Raw genomic sequence first — 17,857 nt, 5'->3', positions numbered from 1 at the left:
GGCCACGGAAACCAAGGTGTTGCCCGTCGAAGTCGCGCCACGCCTCGTCTCCAGGCGGATTCGTGCGTTTCGGCACGGTCCTTGTATCAGCAATGGGCACCACGCGGTCTTGCCCCACTGATGGGGGCGACAGCACAGCGTGTCCGCGGCCATTGATCGGCTGCACCGTGAACAAAGGCGTTCACCAGTCCGAGCGTGTGTCTGCACACGCACTCGGGCAGGTGGATGCTTTTTTTTGCCTGTTGCGCGGATGTCCACCCCGCAGCAACGGTGATAGAGACGAGCCCTGAAGGAGGACGTGATGAAGGAAAAGCTGATTCTCGTAGGCAATGGCATGGCCGGCATGAAGGTCATCGAGGAACTACAGACCATCGCCCCGGAAAAATACGACATCACCGTATTCGGCGCCGAGCCCTACGGGAACTACAACCGCATCATGCTCTCGCCGCTGCTCGCCGGGGAGAAGTCCCTCGACGACATCATGCTGAATGGCGATGACTGGTACACCGAGCACGGCATTACCTTCCACAAGGGCAAGGAAATCATCGAGGTGGACCGCATTGGCAAGCGCGTTTTCGCCGCCGATGGCACCGTGGAGCACTACGATCGCCTGCTGCTCGGCACCGGCTCCCATCCGGTGGTGATTCCCGTCCCCGGGCACGATCTCGCCGACGTGGTCTCCTACCGCGACGTGAAAGACGTCGACAGCATGCTGGAGGCCAGCCGCAAGCATAAGAAGGCGGTGGTTATCGGCGGCGGGCTGCTGGGGCTGGAGGCCGCCTATGGCCTGATGCAGCAGGGTATGGACGTTACCGTGGTGCACCTCATGCCTTGGCTGATGGAGCGCCAGCTGGATGAGACCGCGGGCAAGTACCTGCAGCAGTCTCTGGAGGCTCGCGGCATGCACTTCCGCATGGAAGCCCAGACCTCGGAGATCGTCGGCGACGACAACGGCATCGAGCGCGTGCGCTTCAGGGATGGCACCGAGGAAGAAGCCGACCTCGTGGTCATGGCCGTGGGTATCAAACCCAACAAGGAGCTTGCCGAGAAGGCTGGACTGTACTGCGAGCGCGGCGTGGTGGTCTCGGACACCATGCAGACGTTCGACCCCAGCATCTATGCCGTCGGCGAGTGCGTGCAACACCGCGGCACCTGTTACGGTCTGGTCGCTCCGTTGTTCGAGCAGGCCAGGGTGTGCGCCAACCACCTTGCGGGGTACGGCTTTCGTCTTTACGCAGGCTCGGTGACCTCTACCAAACTCAAGGTCACCGGCGTGGACCTGTTCTCCGCTGGCACATTCCAGGACGAAGACGGCGTGGAGAATGTCCTCTACCAGGACCCGGCCACCGGCGTCTACAAGAAACTCTGCGTCAAGGACAACCGTATTGTCGGCACCGTCCTCTACGGTGACACGGGGGACGGCACCTGGTACTTCCAGCTCATGCGCGACGCCACCTCCGTGGCCGATTTCCGTGACAGCCTGCTGTTTGGCCAGGCCCATCTCGGGGATTCGGGCCATGGCGGCGTCAGCCAGGTGAGCAATCTCGCCGACGACGCCCAGATCTGCGACTGCAACGGTGTGTGCAAGGGCGAGATCGTCCAGGCCATCGCCAAGGAAGGCCTGTTCACCCTGGATGACGTGAAATCCCACACCAAGGCCGCAGCCTCTTGCGGTTCCTGCAGCGGTCTGGTGGAACAGCTCCTGGCCGCGACCATGGGTGGCGACTATGAGGCCGGCAAGGGCAAGCCCATGTGCGGCTGCACCGAGATGAGCCACGATCAGGTGCGCCAGGCCATCCGCGAAGGCCGGCTCACCAGCCTGCGGCATGTGTTCGACAACCTGGGCTGGAACACCGACGACGGCTGCGACAAGTGCCGCCCGGCGCTGAACTACTATCTCATCTCCACGTGGCCCGACCAGGCCGAGGACGACACGCAGGCGCGATTCGTCAACGAGCGCATGCACGCAAACATCCAGAAGGATGGCACGTTCTCCGTGGTGCCCAGGATCTGGGGCGGTGTCACCACGCCGCAGCAGTTGCGTTCCATTGCCGAGGTGGCGGAGAAGTACGAGGTGCCCACGGTGAAGATCACCGGGGGCCAGCGCATCGACCTCCTGGGCGTGAAAAAAGAACAACTCCCCGGCGTCTGGGGCGATCTCTCCGATGCCGGTTTTGTCTCGGGCCACGCGTACGGTAAGGCGCTGCGCACCGTCAAGACCTGTGTCGGATCCGAGTGGTGCCGCTTCGGCGTGCAGGACTCCACCACCTGCGGCATCGAGCTCGAGGAGATGACCTGGGGCACCTGGACGCCGCACAAATTCAAGATGGCCGTCTCCGGCTGCCCGCGCAACTGCGCGGAGGCCAGCATCAAGGACTTCGGCGTGGTCGCCATCGAGTCCGGCTGGGAGCTCCATGTCGGCGGCAACGGGGGCGTGAAGGTTCGCGCCACGGACGTGCTTTGCCGTGTCGAGACCACGGACGAGGTGAAGGAATACTGCGCCGCCTTTCTGCAGCTCTACCGCGAGGAGGCCCGCTACCTGGAGCGCACCGCGCCGTGGATTGAGCGGGTGGGGTTGAGCTACCTCAAGGAGCGCGTGGTGGAAGACGACGACGGCCGCAGGGCCCTGGCCGAGCGCTTTCACGCCTCCCAGAAGCAGGCACAGGAAGACCCCTGGAAGTTCTACAGCAAAAACCACGACGACAAGTTCGAGCCCCTGCGCCGCGCCAGCTGACCTGCCTGGGCCGCAACCCGCGCAAGCGGACCGGCCCGATGGGTAGAAGTCAGCTCCGGACACCAGAACATAGGTGAACACATGACCGCTGCACAACCGCAAGCCGCAACCCAAACCCCTGACTGGCTCCCCGTGGGTCGCCTCGGTGACATCCCGCGGCTTGGCTCGCGCGTCGTCGAGACCGCCCACGGCCCCGTGGCCATCTTCCGCAACGGCGTCGACGAAGTCTTCGCCCTCCTGGACCGGTGCCCACACAAGGGCGGTCCGCTCTCCGAGGGCATGGTCCATGGCCGCCTGGTCACCTGCCCCCTGCACGCCTGGAACATCCACCTGGACAAGGGCGAGGCCAAGGCCCCAGACCACGGCTGCGTACCGCGCTTCGAGGTCAAGCAGGAAGGAGATGCGCTGTACCTGAACCGTGAGCCTGCGAGCTGATGCCCCGGGTATCGCCGCTGACGTCGCCCGACAACGAGGTGTACCGGCCGCCCGTCCGGTGGGCGGAGCCCCGCCCACCGCCGCCGCGGGTGGACCGCCCCTCGGCTGGTCGACACGTACAGCCTAAACCCCAACGGGGGACACGATGACGACACCACAACCACCATCCACGCAAACCACCTGCCCCTACTGCGGCGTTGGCTGTGGGGTGCTGGCTGCCCGCGCTGCCGATGGCACCGTGTCGGTCCAGGGTGATCCGAGCCACCCCGCCAACTACGGCCGCCTCTGCTCCAAGGGCGCTGCCCTGGGGGACACCGTGGATCTCGACGGCCGGTTGCTGCAGCCGGTGGTGCGTGGCGAGCAAGCCGATTGGGACAGCGCCCTCGACGCTGTGGCGAACGGTTTCCGCCGCATCATCGCCGAGCACGGCCCGGAAGGCGTGGCTTTCTATGGCTCCGGCCAGATGCTGACCGAGGACTATTACGTCTCCAACAAGCTCTTCAAGGGCTTTATCGGCACGCCCCATGTGGATACCAACTCGCGACTGTGCATGGCCTCCGCGGTGGTTGGCCACAAACGCGCTTTCGGCGCCGATACTGTGCCTGGCAATTACGAAGACCTGGAGCAGGCGGAACTCCTGGTTCTCACCGGCTCCAACCTGGCCTGGTGCCACCCGGTGCTTCATCAGCGTGTCAAGGCCGCCAAGGCGGAGAACCCGGAGATGCGCGTGGTCGTGATCGACCCGCGCCGCACCGAGACCTGCGAGATCGCCGACCTGCACCTGCCGTTGGCGCCTGGCACGGACGTCTGGTTGTGGAATGGACTGCTGGCGCATCTGGCCCAGGAGGGCCAGGCGGACTACGCCTTCCTGGAGGCACACACCGAGGGCTTCGGCGAGGCCATCAACCAGGCCCGACGGGCCGGAAGCGTGCCGGAAGTGGCTGCCCAGTGCGATCTGCCGGAAGGCGATGTCATGCAGTTCTTTCGGTTGTTCACCCGTACCCGGCGCACGGTGAGTCTTTACTCCCAGGGTGTGAACCAGTCGTCGGTCGGAACGGACAAGGTCAACGCCATCATCAACTGCCACCTGCTCACCGGGCGCATCGGCCGCCCGGGCACCGGACCGTTCTCCATCACCGGCCAACCCAATGCCATGGGCGGTCGTGAAGTCGGTGGCCTCGCCAACCAGCTTGCCGCCCACATGGACTTCGCGCCGGAGGACGTGGAGCGGGTGCGCCGCTTCTGGGGCGCCCCGAATCTGGTGGATGGCCCGGGCAACAAGGCGGTGGACCTTTTCCAGGCGATCGAGCGTGGCGAGATCAAGGCCGTGTGGATCATGGCCACCAACCCGGCTGTCAGCCTGCCGGACGCCGACCGCATGCGCGTCGCGCTCGGCGAGTGCGAGCTGGTCGTGGTCTCGGAGGCCATGCGCAGCACCGACACCACCGCAGTGGCTGACGTGCTGCTGCCGGCGCTCACCTGGGGCGAGAAAGACGGCACCGTAACCAACTCCGAGCGGCGTATCTCGCGCCAGCGCGCCTTCCTGCCGCCGCCCGGGGAGGCACGGGCGGACTGGTGGGCGTTGTCCCAGGTGGCAAGGCGCCTGGGCTTCGGCGAGGCCTTCGCGTACGACCGGGCGCATCAGATTTTCGATGAACACGCCAGGCTGTCTGCCTTCGAGAATGACGGCACCCGCGATTTCGACCTCGGTGGCCTCACCGGTATGGATGCCGCCACCTTCGCTGCCATGACGCCGCGGCAGTGGCCAGTGCGCGCCGATGGCGAGGACACGGCGCGGCTGTTCGGTGCGGGCGGATTCTTCACCCCCTCCGGCCGTGCACGGTTCGTTACTGTCGAGCCTCGTGCGCCGGAAAATCGCCCGGAATCGCGCTTCCCGCTGGTGCTCAATAGCGGCCGCGTTCGCGACCACTGGCACACCATGACACGCACCGGGAAAGCGGCGCGGTTGTCCTCCCACACCGTGGAGCCCTTCGTTCAGGCGCACCCTGACGACGCCAGCGCCTCTGGTGTGTCCGACGGTGCCTTGGCTCGCGTCGCCAGCCGCTGGGGCGACATGCTGGGCCGCGCGCGCATCGATCGCGGCCAGCGTCGGGGCAGCGTGTTCGTGCCGATGCACTGGAACGATCAGTACGCCAGCCGCGCCCGGGCGGGTGCGGTCGTGAATCCGGTGACCGATCCGCTCTCCGGGGAGCCGGAGTTCAAGCACACACCGGTCAGCCTGGCGCCGGCGGCCTTCGCCTGGCACGGGTTCTTACTGCTGCGGGAGGCACCTGACCGGGGACCCGACTGCGACTGGTGGGCGCTCGCCCGCGGTGAGTGTTTCGTGCGCTTCGAGCTGGCCGGGAATGATTCAGCGGAGGACCTGCCGCAGGTCGCCGAGCGCCTCATGGGTGGGCGCGGGGAGTGGATGGAATTTGCCGATCCGGCCCGGCATAGCTACCGCGCCGCCTGTCTTCGCGACGGCCGACTCATGGGCTGCCTGTTCATGGGTCAACTGGAGACCCTGCCCCCGCGCAGTTGGCTCGCTGGTCTCTTCCGGGACCAGGAACTGGACTCAAGCGACCGCATGGCACTGCTGTCGGGCCGCCCGCCCGCGGGTGAAAAGGATGTCGGCAGGACTGTGTGTTCCTGCTTTGGCGTGGGCGAGAACACGATTGTTGATGCCATCGCCGACGGAGCCATGGAGCCCGCCGCCGTGACCCAGGCCTGCCAGGCGGGCGGTAATTGCGGCAGCTGCCTGCCGGAGCTCCAGCAGCTGATCGTCCAGCATGCCGTCCCCGCCAACAGGAGGAGTGCCTGATGACGAACGGAGTCAGCGCATCGCAATAGCTGCGGTTGACGCCGCTCGGCCAAGTGGTCAACGCCGGCGATCATGCAGTGCTCGCAACGGCGGCCGGTGGCGCCGCGATACTCACCGCGTGAGGGCAACCTCCATGACAACAGACGTGACAAAACGCAACACCGTGCTCGGGATGAGTACGTTCGGTTTCACCATCTGCTTCGCCGTCTGGGTGATGTTCGGGGTGATCGGCAATCCCATTGCCCAGGAGCTTGGTCTCTCGGAGACCCAATTCGGCCTGCTCTCCGCGATGCCGATCCTCACCGGCTCCCTGGCGCGGTTGCCCGTTGGCATCCTGACCGACCGCTTCGGTGGACGTCCCGTGTACGCGCTGCTGATGCTGTTCACGGTGCCACCCATTTACCTGATTTCCTATGCGACGAGCTACTGGCAGCTGCTGGTGCTGGGGCTGTTCGTGGGGCTGGCGGGGGCGTCTTTCTCCGTGGGCATCGCCTACGTGGCACGCTGGTTCCCCCGCGAGCGCCAGGGCTTTGCCATGGGCATCTTCGGCGCCGGCAATGCCGGGGCGGCGCTCACCAACTATGTCGCACCCACCTTGGTCGTGTTGTTCGGCTGGCAGTTCGTGCCCACGGTATACGCCATCGCCATGCTCATCACCGTGGCGCTGTTCTGGTGCTTGACCTGGAACGACCCGAATCACAGCCGCGGTGACACGCCCTCTTTGCGGGAGCAATTGCAGGTGCTCCGCGATCCGCGGGTGCTCAAGTACTGCCAGTACTACTCCGTGGTCTTCGGCGGTTATGTGGCGTTGTCGTTGTATCTCACACGCTATTTCATCGCGGAGTACGGTGTCGGCATCCAGCTTGCCGCGCTGATCGCAAGCATCTTTGTACTGCCCTCCGGCGTCATTCGGGCCCTTGGTGGCTGGTTCTCCGATTGTTTCGGTGCCCACACAGTGACCTGGTGGTGCATGTGGGCAAGCGCCATCTGCCTGTTCTTCATGGCCTACCCGCATGCCCAGCTGCTCATTCAGACGGTCGATGGTGGCACCGTCAGCGTGAGTGTTGGCCTGAATATCTGGCTGTTCACGGCGCTGCTGTTCGTTGTCGGCATCGCCTGGGGCTTTGGCAAGGCGTCGGTGTTCAAGTACATCTCCGATGATTTCGACCGCAACATCGGTGTCGTCTCGGGGATCGTCGGCCTCGCCGGCGGCCTGGGCGGCTTCTTCCTGCCCATCATGTTCGGCGTGTTGATCGACCTCACCGGTGTGCGTAGCACCGTGTTCATGCTCCTCTTTGGCGTGACGGCTGTATCGATTGCCTGGATGTGGTGGACCGAGCGGAGGCCGACTGCAACGCGGGATCGCGCTGCCCCCGATTCCGGATCCGAGATGGCGCACCGGAGCGGATGACCGTGATTCCTCAGACCACCTTGTCGGAGATCGGCTGGGCGTAAGGCACGGACTCCCGGAACGAGCATCGCTCCTCTAGACGGTCGCTCAACGCGGCAAGATCCGGGTAGAGCGTTCGCCAGTCGAGTTCCGGAAGCCGGACTGAGAGATAACCCACCGCGGTGCCTGCAGCGATGTCACCCAGGCTGAAGCGCTCGCCCACCGCCCACTGGCGATTGCCGACGATGCGCGCAATCTCCCTCAGCCCGCCGTCAATCTTTCGGCGCTGCCGCGCGATCCACTCCGGGCTGCCGCCCTCGTCGCGCATGCGTTCAAAGAAGGTCAGCACCAAGGCGTCGCATACGCCATCGCAAAGCACCTCGAGCTTTCGGGCCGTGAGCGCCGCGTCCTCGTCGTCCGGCAACAGGGACGGATGAGGGTGTTTGACCTCCAGGTACTGCAGAATGAAACGGGAATCATAAACGCTGGTGCCGTCTTCAAGCAGCAGGATTGGCAGCTTTTCCAGCGGATTGAACTCGGGCGTCGTGGTGGTGCTGTCCCAGGGCACCTCGGTGATGAGTTCAAAAGGCAGGCCCTTTTCGGCAAGGGCGATGCGCACCTTGCGGGCATAAGGGCTAGGCGTGGCACTGATGAGTCTGAACATGGCGTGCCTCAGTGATGCTCCCGGGAGTATAGCCAGGTGTTCGCCGACTGACCCTTGGGCGTGGTCTCGGACTCGAGATCGGCCGCTTAGGCGGTCTCACCCGCTTGCCCCGCGGCGGGGCAGTGGGCACGTCGACCGCCATTGTGACAGGCCGCGACAGAGTTCGCTGGCCGGGTTGAAACTTTTCCGTGGAAGCCTGAAAATCCAGGGTATGTCTCCCTGGATCTTCTTTCTGGTTACTGCGGCCATTGCCTGGCACGGCATTACGTACAAGGATGCCGACGGCGAACACCCCACTGTGCATCTACTGTTCGGGTGCATTGCGCTGATTTTCGCCCTGCGATTTCTATTTGTGGATATCCTTGGCCTGCCCGTCTGGGGCGTGGCGCCGCTTGCGCAGTAAACCCTATTCGATCCGCTGGGTGTAGGCGCGTTGCGCGGCGTCCTGCTCTTCGTCGTACAACTCACGTTCGTCTTGCGGCAGTGCCATCTGCTCGCGGATGTAGTCGGCGCGGTCGGCGATCGTGGGCTGGCCGTCAGGCGTCATGTGCAGAAACCGGGTCAACCAGCCAGGCCCGTCAGCCACTGACGGGTCCAGCATCAGGGCACGTTCGTAGTCCTCCAGCGCTGCTTTGTAGTTCCCCATGCGGTCCAGCGCGATGCCGCGGTTGGCGTAGGCCCCGGCGAAATCCGGGTGGCGGTCGATGAACTGGCCGAACGCATCCAGCGCCTGCTGGTAACGCTCGAGTTCCACGAAGGTGTTGGCCTTTCCGAGAAGGGCCTGACGGTGCTCCGGGGCATCGTCAAGGGCCTTGCGGTACTCCCTGAGCGCCGCCTCGTAGCGTCGGTCGGCAAACGCGCGGTCACCGGCAGTCGCTGCGATGTCGCCCGGCTGGCGATCCGGAACGAACCCCTCGTAGGCAAGCCACGCCACAGGGAGCAGCACCACCACGATGGCCATGATCTTCAGGACGCGGTATGTCTTCTCGGTAATGATCATTGCGGCATACCTACGGTGGAAAGATTGAATAACAACGAAAAGACCGGGCAGATAAACGCGGAAATCACCCATGCCCGGCGCTTCTGACCCGCGATCTCGTCCTCGGCAAGTTCGCGGTCAAGCCGCCTTTGCAGCCGCCGCACGCTCAAGGCCCAGATCCACTGGCTGACCGGATACAACAATAGGGCCGTCAGCAGCAATACATAGAAAGCAAACAACAATCCGGGCGTCATGATAGCGACAACTCACTCGGAAAGCAGGCGAGGAAGGCCGAAGCCCTCCTCGCCGTTGCTGGTCACGGATTGGCAGTATGCCCCCGTCCTTACGGGCGACTGACATCCATCCGGATCTCGGCATCCTCGTCGAAGAGGATCTCGATCTCCTTCTGGGGCACCGTGCTCATCTCCAGCTTGTAGCAGCAGAACCACATCATAAAGACACCGAGTGCCCACCAGATGATCTGCCATACCCAGATGGACGGCAACCCGAACACCCACCACGTCGCTGGATCACTCGGATCACCGAACAGCCAGTTGCCGATGACCATGCCCGGCCCGATGGCGAAGAAGAACCACACGATGACGATGGTCCAGCCGATCGGGATGAGATGGCGCTTCGACTCCGGCAACGCCGCGTGCTCCCGCAGGAAGTCGTGGAATTTCATGCGGTGGTCCAGCTCTTCCTTGTTCTGCGTCAAGGCAGAGACAATCACCGCCACGGCGATGTTGAAGATGATGCCCCAGCCCGCGGCATGGATCGTCAGCGGCCAGCGGCCCCACGGGACGTCGATGCCGAGGCCGGCCATGACGTTGATGCCAATGTTCTCCGACATCAGCACTGCAATGATCCCCACGGTCAGCCCCCAGACGGCGCCCGGGCGGGTAATCCATGGGAAGAAGCAAAGCGCCGCCAGTGGGACCCACATTTGCGTGCCGGCCGCCACCGCCAGGCCACCGAGTAGCACGAGGGCATCCGTGGTGAATGTCGCCACCGTCAGTGCGGCCAGCACCAGGGCTGTCACCAGCACTCGCCCGGCCCCGACCTGCACCTTGTGACTGGCGTTCGGAATCACGTAGCGGCGCAGCAGATCGCGGGTGAACATGCCACTGGTCGTGGACATATAGGCCGCCCCGGTGGATTGCATTGCCGCCAACGCGCACACCGCCAGCAGTGCCGCCAGCCATGGTGCCACCGCTTGCAGCATGCTCAGCAGCTGTGGTACCAGCGCGCCGTCGCCGCCGCCGTCGCGGATGAGGTCGACCCAGCCTGCCTCTTCCGGATTTTCACCGGCCCGCAGGGCATTGAGTCCGGCCTGGATGGTCGCTTCGACTTCGGCCGGGCTCAGGTCCGGGTTTTCCGTTGCGATCAACCCGCGCTGGAGTACCGCGTCCGCCCGTTCATCGAAGAGATCGCGGTATTCGCCCAGCGTTTCTTCATACTCCGGGTTGAAGATATCCTGGGCGAAGTCCGTGTTGGCCCCAAGAATGTGTCCGGACATTGCCTGGAAGGCCGTGAAGAAGAACAGCAGGAAACCGATGCCAAGCGGCGACATCCATGTCTGCTGCGGGGCGAACGGCTTGGGGTTGGTATTGGAGAACGCCCACATGGTGAACGATGGTGAGGCCATGATCCCCATCAGCGCAAACATGTAGGTCAGGTTCATGACGCCGGTCCACACCCCCCCTTGGGCGTCGCCGGCACCGCTAACCCATTGGATCACACCGGGTACCGCGACATATCCGCTGTGCCCCGCTGGCGTTAGCCCGGGTGAGGCATCGCTTGTTCCCCCAGTGAGCAGATCCCATTGCACCAGGGCAGCGATACCGCGGGTGAAGTCAGTCCAGCCGCCGACGTAGTAGAGGGCAACCACGCCGATGCTGAAAATACCGAGCATCAGCAGGATGCACTGCATGGCGTCGACGTACGCGACCGCCCGCAACCCGCCAGATGCCACGTAGAAGAGCACCACGGCTGAGAGCAGCCACATGCCCACCTCGACACCGAGGGCGCCGTCCGTGAGGACGTTGAACAGGAATCCGGATGCCCGAAGCTGGATGCCGAGGTAGGGTACGGCGAAGATCAACGCCACCACCAGGATCAGCATTCGGATCGAGTCGGTGCGGAAATAGTCGGCGAACATCTCACCGGGCGTGACGTATCCCCAGCGCTTGCCGATCATCCATTGGCGCTTGAGGAATACCATGCCGGTGAACGGGATGGTTACCGCGTAGAACGAGGCGTACGCGTATTGTAGCCCGTCCACATATATGAGCCCCGGGTGACCGACAAAGGTCCACCCCGAGAATGATGTCGCCGTCGCCGCCAGCATGAATACCCACATGCTGACCGAGCGACCGGCCACGAAGTAGTCGCTGGCTGTGCGCGACCAGAGGTACCCTTTGATACCCCAGAAGATACAGTAGGCCCAGTACAGGCCTACGAATATGAACAGCCAGATGGCCATTGCTGTCATGTGGCTCTCCCCCTTGTTGTGTCGACGAGCTGTTTTTTCTTACGCACTGATCTCGGTGAACCGGGACCGGCCTGAGCAACAACCCCTTGACAGGGGCTGCCTCAACCAGGATGCGAATCTTGTGCCGACGATCTTCCGTGCTGCAGCATGTCGGCGTTGCGTCAAGCGGGGCGTGGCGCTGGTATCGGGCCCGGGCCCTGGAAGGATACCTCTGAGGCAGGCCATTCAAGTGTTACCGGTGCGCTTCGGGTGTTACGGTTTGTTTCGTTCGGTAACAGGCGGTGTGGCAAAAGGTAATACCCCGGGCGCCGAGCGGTTGATTACTTGGCAATACTTGCGGAAGCTGGGTGAGCAAACATCCATGCGAGGCGGCCAGGGATCGCCCCCCTCCGAGGTCGCATGGTTCAGCCCCAAGGCGCTGCGCCCGTTCGTTAGTGGGGGTGGGCACGTTCAGGACGTCATAGCCATGGCCGTGGATGTCAACCCGCAATTGGAAGCCCTCGCCCGCTGTCCACCGTTCAGCGGCCTGGATGCGCAGACCTTCAACGCGCTCGCGCACGCGGGGGTGACAGAGTCCCGGCCTGTGGGGGACCGGCTCGTCCTAAACGCCCGGGACACCCATACATTGTTCATCGTTTGTTCCGGTGAGGTGGAACTGCTCACTCCTGGCAAGGTTGGCACGCGTGAGGGTTGCGGGGCCATGCTCGGGCTGGATCAGTACCTGGAGCAGGAGCCCCGTTATTCCGAGGCCGTGATCTTGGAGCGGACCGCGCTCTTGCGCCTCGAGTACGAGACCCTTCGTCGCCTGGAGCAAGCGCATCCCTCACTGTCGGGTATATTCAATCAGATCATTGCGCGACGCATCCGCGATCGCGGCATCTCCCACGCGAATCCCCAGGGTGCCCTCGCCGAACCGGTGCATCGGATCATGAATGCCCCTTTGGCAGGTTGCTCGGTGACCAGCAGCCTGTGCGAGGCTTACGAGTCCATGCGTCGCCGAAAGATTGGCAGCCTCGGGGTTACCGGCGAGGCGGGTGAGCTTGTGGGGGTGGCAACGCTGGACAGCCTTGCCGAGGCGACCATGGTGCATTGGCACTTGCCGGATGCGTCCGTGCGGCATGCGTGCCGATCCGTTGAAGCCGTGGATTTGAAGACCCCGTTGTGGCAGGCAGAGGCATTGCAGAAGCGCAAGGGCGTGAAATACCTGGTGGTCATGGATGGGGACCGACCCCTGGGCATGCTCTCGCAGACGAATATCCTCAATGCCTTGCTGGAACAGCAGGGTATGCTGCTGAACCGGGTCGCCGAGTCCGGTGATCTGGAGCGGCTTGCAGTCATCAGCGCGGAGGTCGCCGAGGTTGCGCGTGATGCGTGGGAGCGCAATCGGGATGCCACCCGGGCCGTGCTACTTCTCAGTGATTTCCATCTGGCGGTTCAGCGGCGTTGCATTGAACTGACGATTGCCGGCATGCGTGATGAGGGTTTTGGAGACGCGCCGCGGCGATTTGCGTTTCTGATCATGGGTTCTGGCGGCCGGCGGGAGATGTTGCTCAACCCGGACCAGGATAACGCCATCATTATCGATGACGATGCGGGCGATGCGCCCCTGAGCGATGCGGAGAAACGCTGGTTCCGGGTCGTCACCGAGCGCGTGAATGTCAACCTGGACCGGGTGGGGTATGTGCTGTGTCCGGGCGACATTATGGCCCGGAATCCGGAGTATCAACGCACCTTGTCGCTGTGGTGCCGGCGCATCGACCACATCACCGCGCACCCCAACGAGACAGCGGCCCGATGGGCGAACATCCTCTTCGATTTCGATCTCCTCTATGGCGACTCGAGACTTTCCCGCGCCCTTTGGGACCACACACTCCGGGCTCTTGCCGAGCGCCCCCGCTTGCTGCGGTTCATGGCGGATGACAACGCCCAGGGCCGACCCGCATTGGGATTATTCAACCGCTTGATCACGGCGGACGATGCCGAGCGCCGCGGCCGCGTTGACATCAAGCGCAATGGCTTGCGCCTGATCTGCGACGCTGCGCGCATCTTCGCGCTCCATTCCGGGGTGGCCGACGCCAATACGGTGGACCGGCTGCAGGCCGTCGTCAGGCAAGGGGAGCTTGAGGCGGAGTTCGTAGACTCCGTGAGAGCGGCCCACGAGGTCTTGATGGACTTGTTGCTCAGCCACCAGCTCCATCAGAGTGCCGAGGGCACAGTCCCGGACAAGCTGGTGCGGCCGGACGCGCTCGATCCGCTGGCACGGGAGAGTCTGCGCATGGCCATGTACGCGGTAAAGCGGTTCCAGGAGAGGCTCCAGGGCCGCTTCGGCCTCTAGTGTCCTGTAACCGACATTCGGTTACAGGACACTAGCAGGCTGTTCGCGCGGCACTGTCGCCCGCCGCGGGACCAGGGAGGATAGCGGCATGTCGCCAAGACTTAAACTCTGGCTATTGTTTGCAGCGGCAGCCGGCGCCGTCGTCGGCGCTGGTCTTGCCGCCGGCCTGGCCGGTCTCCACGGCCTAAGCCAGGGGGCGGCGCAGACCCGTTTCGTGTTTATTGCGGGCCTGGGCACGGTGGCGGCGGTTGTGGTGCTGTTCATTGTCTTCGGCGTGCTGGATGTGGCGTTAATCCGGCCAATCCGCTCCCTGGAGCGGGCGACCTCGATTATGGTAGCAAGCAACGCCGCCCACGAAGTGGAACTGCCACGCTCCCACCTCGTTGGCTCATTGGGCCGCGGTATCTCGCGGCTTGGGGCCGAGCTGTATGCGTGCCGCCGCGAGGTGGGCAAAGCCCTGGCGACGGGCGCCCATGGGCTTCAGGAGGAGAAGGAGCGCCTGGAAATCGTCCTGCGTGAAATCCGTCAGGGCGTGATCGTGTGTGATGCGAATGCCCGCATCCTGCTCTACAATCCGGCGGCACAGTCCCTCCTGGGCAATTGCGGGGAACTCGGGCTTGGGCGATCGCTGTTTCAACTTTGGACGCGGGCGCCGGTGGAGCAGTCGCTGCAGGTGCTGCAGCGCCGAGTGGCTCGGGGGAAGGGAGACGACGCGCAGGATGGCGCCGATGAGCACGTGGAATTTGTCTGCGCCACCCTCAATGACGGCCGACTGCTGCACTGCCGGCTGTCGCTGTTGCCCATCAGTGGGCCGTTACCAGCCGGTTTTGTGGTCACCTTCGACGATGTTACCGGCAAGCTGCGTTCACTGACGCGACGTGACGAGGCGATGCGCCAGGCAGTGGACTCCCTCCGGGCGCCACTGGCGAACCTGCGCGCTGCGGCGGAAAACCTGGCCATGGGGCATCAGCTCACTGAGGAGGAGCAGGCGAGTTTCCAGGGCATGGTGGTGCGGGAGTCTCGCGAGCTCTCGCGGCGCTTCGAGCAGATGGCCGGGGAGAGTCACCGGTTTGTATCGGCTCCGTGGTCCATGGCCGATATCCAATCCACCGATCTCATCGCCAGCCTCCAGGCCGCCTGGCAGGACGGCGCGATACCGCAGCTGATCGAGCATGGCATACCATTGTGGCTTCACGCCGACAGCCATTCAGTGCGTCAGGTTCTCGAGCATCTGCTCAGGCACCTGCGCCAGGACCACGGCGTGACAACAGCCCAGGTGGAGGCCCTGTTGGGCGATCGCCGCGTATACATGGATGTCAGCTGGCACGGCAAGCCAGTGCCGTCGGCTCTCATCCAACAGTGGATGCACGAGCCGTTGCCGCAGATGACGGGCGGATTCAGTGCCCAGTGCATCATGGCTCGACACAACTCCGAGGTGTGGAGCCAGCGTTGCCGCGAACGGCCCGAATGCAGCACCCTGCGTATCCCGCTCCCCGCATCCGAGCGCCAGTGGGAGACCCCCCTGGCGCGGATGCCAGCCAGACCTGAGTTCTACGATTTCTCCCTGGCCGAGCAGGCAGCGGACCTTGGAGAGGTGGCCGGGCGGGCGCTGCTGGACCAGTCCTTCGTCGCGTTCGACACCGAGACCACCGGTCTGCGTCCGTCGGACGGTGACGAGATCATCTGGATCGCTGCGGTGCGCATCGTCAACGGCCGAATCCTGCGCGGCGAGGTCTTCGATCAGCTGGTGGATCCGCAGTGCTCCATCCCCCGCTCATCCACCCGCTTCCATGGAGTTCGTGATGAGGATGTGCGCGACCAGCCGACCATCGACCAGGTTCTGCCACGGTTCAAGGCATTCGTGGGTGACGACGTACTGGTCGCCCACAATGCCGCGTTCGACATGCGCTTCATCCGTATGAAGGAGGATCAGTGCGCCACCTGCTTCAACAACCCGGTGCTTGATACGCTGTTGTTGTCGGTGTTCCTGCATGACCACACCGCGGAGCACACCTTGGAGGCGATCGCCTGGCGCCTGGGCACGGAGATCAGCGGCCGGCACACGGCGCTGGGTGATGCCATGGTGACCGCGGTGATCCTGACACGAATGATTCCCTTGCTGCGTGAACGCGGTATTACCACTGTGGGCGAGGCCATTGACGCGGCCAATCGCATGACGGCGGTGCGCCAGCAACAGGCCGTGTTCTGAAGGTCTGCCCGACGCTTGCTACCAATACACTGACCCACCAGTTGGCCGCGACTCAGAGCATATCGTAGAAAAGCAGAGTCACCACAACGATCATCAACATGATCTGGGTTACCGCGGAGAAGAGATCCTTTCGGTTGGCCTTGCGGGGTGGGTTGACGGCGAAACGGCTCGCCAAGAGTTCCCCCCGATCGTCGAGTTCCAGCACTTCCTTGGCGAGTCGGTGGGCCCAGAACGGTGGGGGCGAGCCGAACATGTAGGGGCAGAAATAGCGCTCCAGGGTTTTCTGGTCCGCGGGCCTGCCGTACCACTCGTGATAGGCCATCGCCATCAAATTGAACTCGGAAATCTCCAGCAGCCCTGCAGCCTCGATCACATCCCGGGAGTGGGGGTCAAGGAGCGGATCCACCGGCGAGCGCTTGAAGTCGGGAATCGGGTACATGGCACCGATAGTCCAATACAAATAAGCGAGGCACTGCATTTTGGTTAAGTGTAGCACCTGGTCAATAACTGCGGCCGCCTGGCCCACACAGCCCCAGTCCAGGCCATGGTGTCGTAACGTCTGCCTCAACCTGGCGCCGGGTGTGCCAGGTCGGGGACGCCCACCAGGCCCTGGGAGACGACCTCTCCCTTCCGCCACAGGCGCCACTCGCCAGGCCGGTAATGGTCCCAGCGCTCGTCGCTGGTCAGGGGCTCGGTGGCGATGACGCTGACGATGTCGCGCGGCGTGGTCTGCGATTCAAAATCCACGGTCACATCGGCGTCCTTAAGCCGTGCCGGACCGAACGGGGCGCGCCGGGTGATGGCGACCATGCGGGTGCTGCAGAAGGTCAGCAACCAGTCGCCGTTGCTCAGCAGCAGGTTGAACACGCCAAGCTGGGCGTACTCCTCGGCGGCGGCGACGATCGCCTCGAGCAAGGTTGTCTCCGGGGCGGTGCGCGGGACCTCGCTGCGCAGGCGGTTCAGCAGATCGCAGAAGATGTGTTCGCTGTCCGTATTCCCCACCGGTTGATAGACCCCGGCCCTGGCCTCGAAACCCTCGATTTGACCGTTGTGGGCGAAGGTCCAGTAGCGCCCCCAGAGCTCGCGAATGAAGGGGTGCGTGTTCTCGAGGGAGACGCCTCCGACGTTCGCTTGGCGGATATGGCACACGGCCGCTTCGCTCTTGATCGGATGCGTCTGTACGACCTCTGCGATCCGGGAGCTGGCGCTCGCCGCCGGTTCATGGAAAACCCGCACCCCGCGGCCTTCGTAGAATGCAATGCCCCAGCCATCCGCATGGGGGCCAGTGTCACCGCCCCGACGGGTCAACCCGGTGAAGCTGAAGCACAGGTCGGTGGGGGTGTTGGCACTCATGGCCAGAAGCTCACACATTGGCATTCTCCGCAGCATTCTCCGCTCGAAATTGAATGCCTGGACTGGCTCGAGTATAACCCGCGCAGAGGGAGCAAGAGCAGTCCGCCGATAACGGGAGTAAGATATTGAATCTGCATGTCTGAACCCTATATTGATGAGTTGAAAAGCGGTTGCATGCGGGCTTGTAGATGTGATCTAGAGCCATGTTGGCTGATTGTGCGAGGGCTAGAGGAGGTCAAGGGCACGTCCGATGAGGAGGGCTATGGCAATTGGCTCAGCCACCGTTTCGTGTTCGGACGCCGCGGTATGGGGTACTCCGTCCACGAGACCGTTTCCGTGCGGGCGAATCCCAGCGGGTGCAGTGCCGCAATCATCTCGAGTCGGTTTACTGCATTGAACATATTCTGCACGCCCACACCGATCTGCGGCTGGTGTGCGTGTTC

At 63.7% G+C, this 17,857-nt stretch carries 14 protein-coding genes; 8 read left to right on the top strand and 6 right to left on the bottom strand.

Translation table 11 applies throughout. The features are described 5' to 3' along the window. Positions 1–301 precede the first annotated feature (301 nt). From nirB to QZT63_RS02430, 4 genes are all read left to right on the top strand, one after another. The gene (nirB, locus tag QZT63_RS02445) at positions 302–2,734 is read left to right on the top strand and encodes a nitrite reductase large subunit NirB (protein WP_290648284.1); all 2,433 of its coding nucleotides are present in this window, start codon (positions 302–304) and stop codon (positions 2,732–2,734) included. A gap of 81 nt (positions 2,735–2,815) precedes the next feature. Continuing rightward, entirely contained in the window at positions 2,816–3,169 is a 354-nt protein-coding gene (gene nirD / locus QZT63_RS02440; RefSeq protein ID WP_290648283.1) for a nitrite reductase small subunit NirD, read from the top strand. Between the two features lie 145 nt (positions 3,170–3,314). Beyond that, complete coding sequence (locus tag QZT63_RS02435) at positions 3,315–5,990, top strand: nitrate reductase (protein ID WP_290648282.1); 2,676 nt, start codon at positions 3,315–3,317, stop codon at positions 5,988–5,990. Between the two features lie 133 nt (positions 5,991–6,123). Further along, positions 6,124–7,401 (top strand): nitrate/nitrite transporter, encoded by a 1,278-nt coding sequence (locus QZT63_RS02430; RefSeq protein WP_290648280.1) that lies wholly within the window; start codon positions 6,124–6,126, stop codon positions 7,399–7,401. Between the two features lie 10 nt (positions 7,402–7,411). Here the strand turns inward: QZT63_RS02430 and QZT63_RS02425 are convergent, their stop codons facing one another. After that, positions 7,412–8,044 (bottom strand): glutathione S-transferase N-terminal domain-containing protein, encoded by a 633-nt coding sequence (locus QZT63_RS02425; protein WP_290648279.1) that lies wholly within the window; start codon positions 8,042–8,044, stop codon positions 7,412–7,414. Between the two features lie 175 nt (positions 8,045–8,219). Here QZT63_RS02425 and QZT63_RS02420 point away from each other — a divergent pair, with 175 nt between their 5' ends. Beyond that, positions 8,220–8,447, top strand: coding sequence for a hypothetical protein (locus tag QZT63_RS02420; RefSeq protein ID WP_290648278.1), 228 nt, complete (start codon positions 8,220–8,222; stop codon positions 8,445–8,447). A gap of 3 nt (positions 8,448–8,450) precedes the next feature. Here QZT63_RS02420 and QZT63_RS02415 read toward each other — a convergent pair whose 3' ends face one another. The 3 genes from QZT63_RS02415 to QZT63_RS02405 form a co-directional block, all read right to left on the bottom strand. Beyond that, a complete protein-coding gene (locus QZT63_RS02415) occupies positions 8,451–9,044 on the bottom strand; it encodes a tetratricopeptide repeat protein (RefSeq protein WP_290648276.1) in 594 nt (197 codons plus the stop codon). Then, the gene (locus QZT63_RS02410) at positions 9,041–9,277 is read right to left on the bottom strand and encodes a hypothetical protein (protein WP_290648274.1); all 237 of its coding nucleotides are present in this window, start codon (positions 9,275–9,277) and stop codon (positions 9,041–9,043) included. The genes QZT63_RS02415 and QZT63_RS02410 overlap by 4 nt, the downstream gene beginning before the upstream one ends. 89 nt (positions 9,278–9,366) lie before the next feature. Continuing rightward, the gene (locus QZT63_RS02405) at positions 9,367–11,517 is read right to left on the bottom strand and encodes a sodium:solute symporter family protein (RefSeq protein ID WP_290648273.1); all 2,151 of its coding nucleotides are present in this window, start codon (positions 11,515–11,517) and stop codon (positions 9,367–9,369) included. Between the two features lie 466 nt (positions 11,518–11,983). On the opposite strand from QZT63_RS02405, the gene QZT63_RS02400 reads away from it, so the two are divergent. Next, a complete protein-coding gene (locus QZT63_RS02400; protein WP_290648272.1) occupies positions 11,984–13,852 on the top strand; it encodes a putative nucleotidyltransferase substrate binding domain-containing protein in 1,869 nt (622 codons plus the stop codon). Positions 13,853–13,940: 88 nt separating this feature from the next. Continuing rightward, positions 13,941–16,061, top strand: coding sequence for an exonuclease domain-containing protein (locus QZT63_RS02395; protein WP_290648270.1), 2,121 nt, complete (start codon positions 13,941–13,943; stop codon positions 16,059–16,061). A 52-nt stretch (positions 16,062–16,113) separates the two neighbouring features. Here the strand turns inward: QZT63_RS02395 and QZT63_RS02390 are convergent, their stop codons facing one another. Both QZT63_RS02390 and QZT63_RS02385 read right to left on the bottom strand, forming a co-directional pair. Continuing rightward, positions 16,114–16,500 carry a hypothetical protein gene (locus QZT63_RS02390; RefSeq protein ID WP_290648268.1) on the bottom strand — a complete coding sequence of 129 codons (387 nt, stop codon included), beginning with the start codon at positions 16,498–16,500 and terminating at the stop codon, positions 16,114–16,116. 125 nt (positions 16,501–16,625) lie between these two features. Continuing rightward, entirely contained in the window at positions 16,626–17,432 is an 807-nt protein-coding gene (locus tag QZT63_RS02385) for a class II glutamine amidotransferase (protein WP_290648266.1), read from the bottom strand. 117 nt (positions 17,433–17,549) lie between these two features. Between QZT63_RS02385 and QZT63_RS19915 the strand changes: the two genes are divergently transcribed. Beyond that, positions 17,550–17,857, top strand: a 308-nt coding sequence (locus QZT63_RS19915; protein ID WP_366635651.1) for an ectoine synthase, incomplete at its 3' end; no start/stop codon positions are given.

Source organism: Aquisalimonas sp., assembly GCF_007120195.1.
Taxonomy (GTDB): domain Bacteria; phylum Pseudomonadota; class Gammaproteobacteria; order Nitrococcales; family Aquisalimonadaceae; genus Aquisalimonas.
Note: the sequence above shows the minus strand (reverse complement) of the source record. Positions and strands in the feature narration are given on the sequence as shown.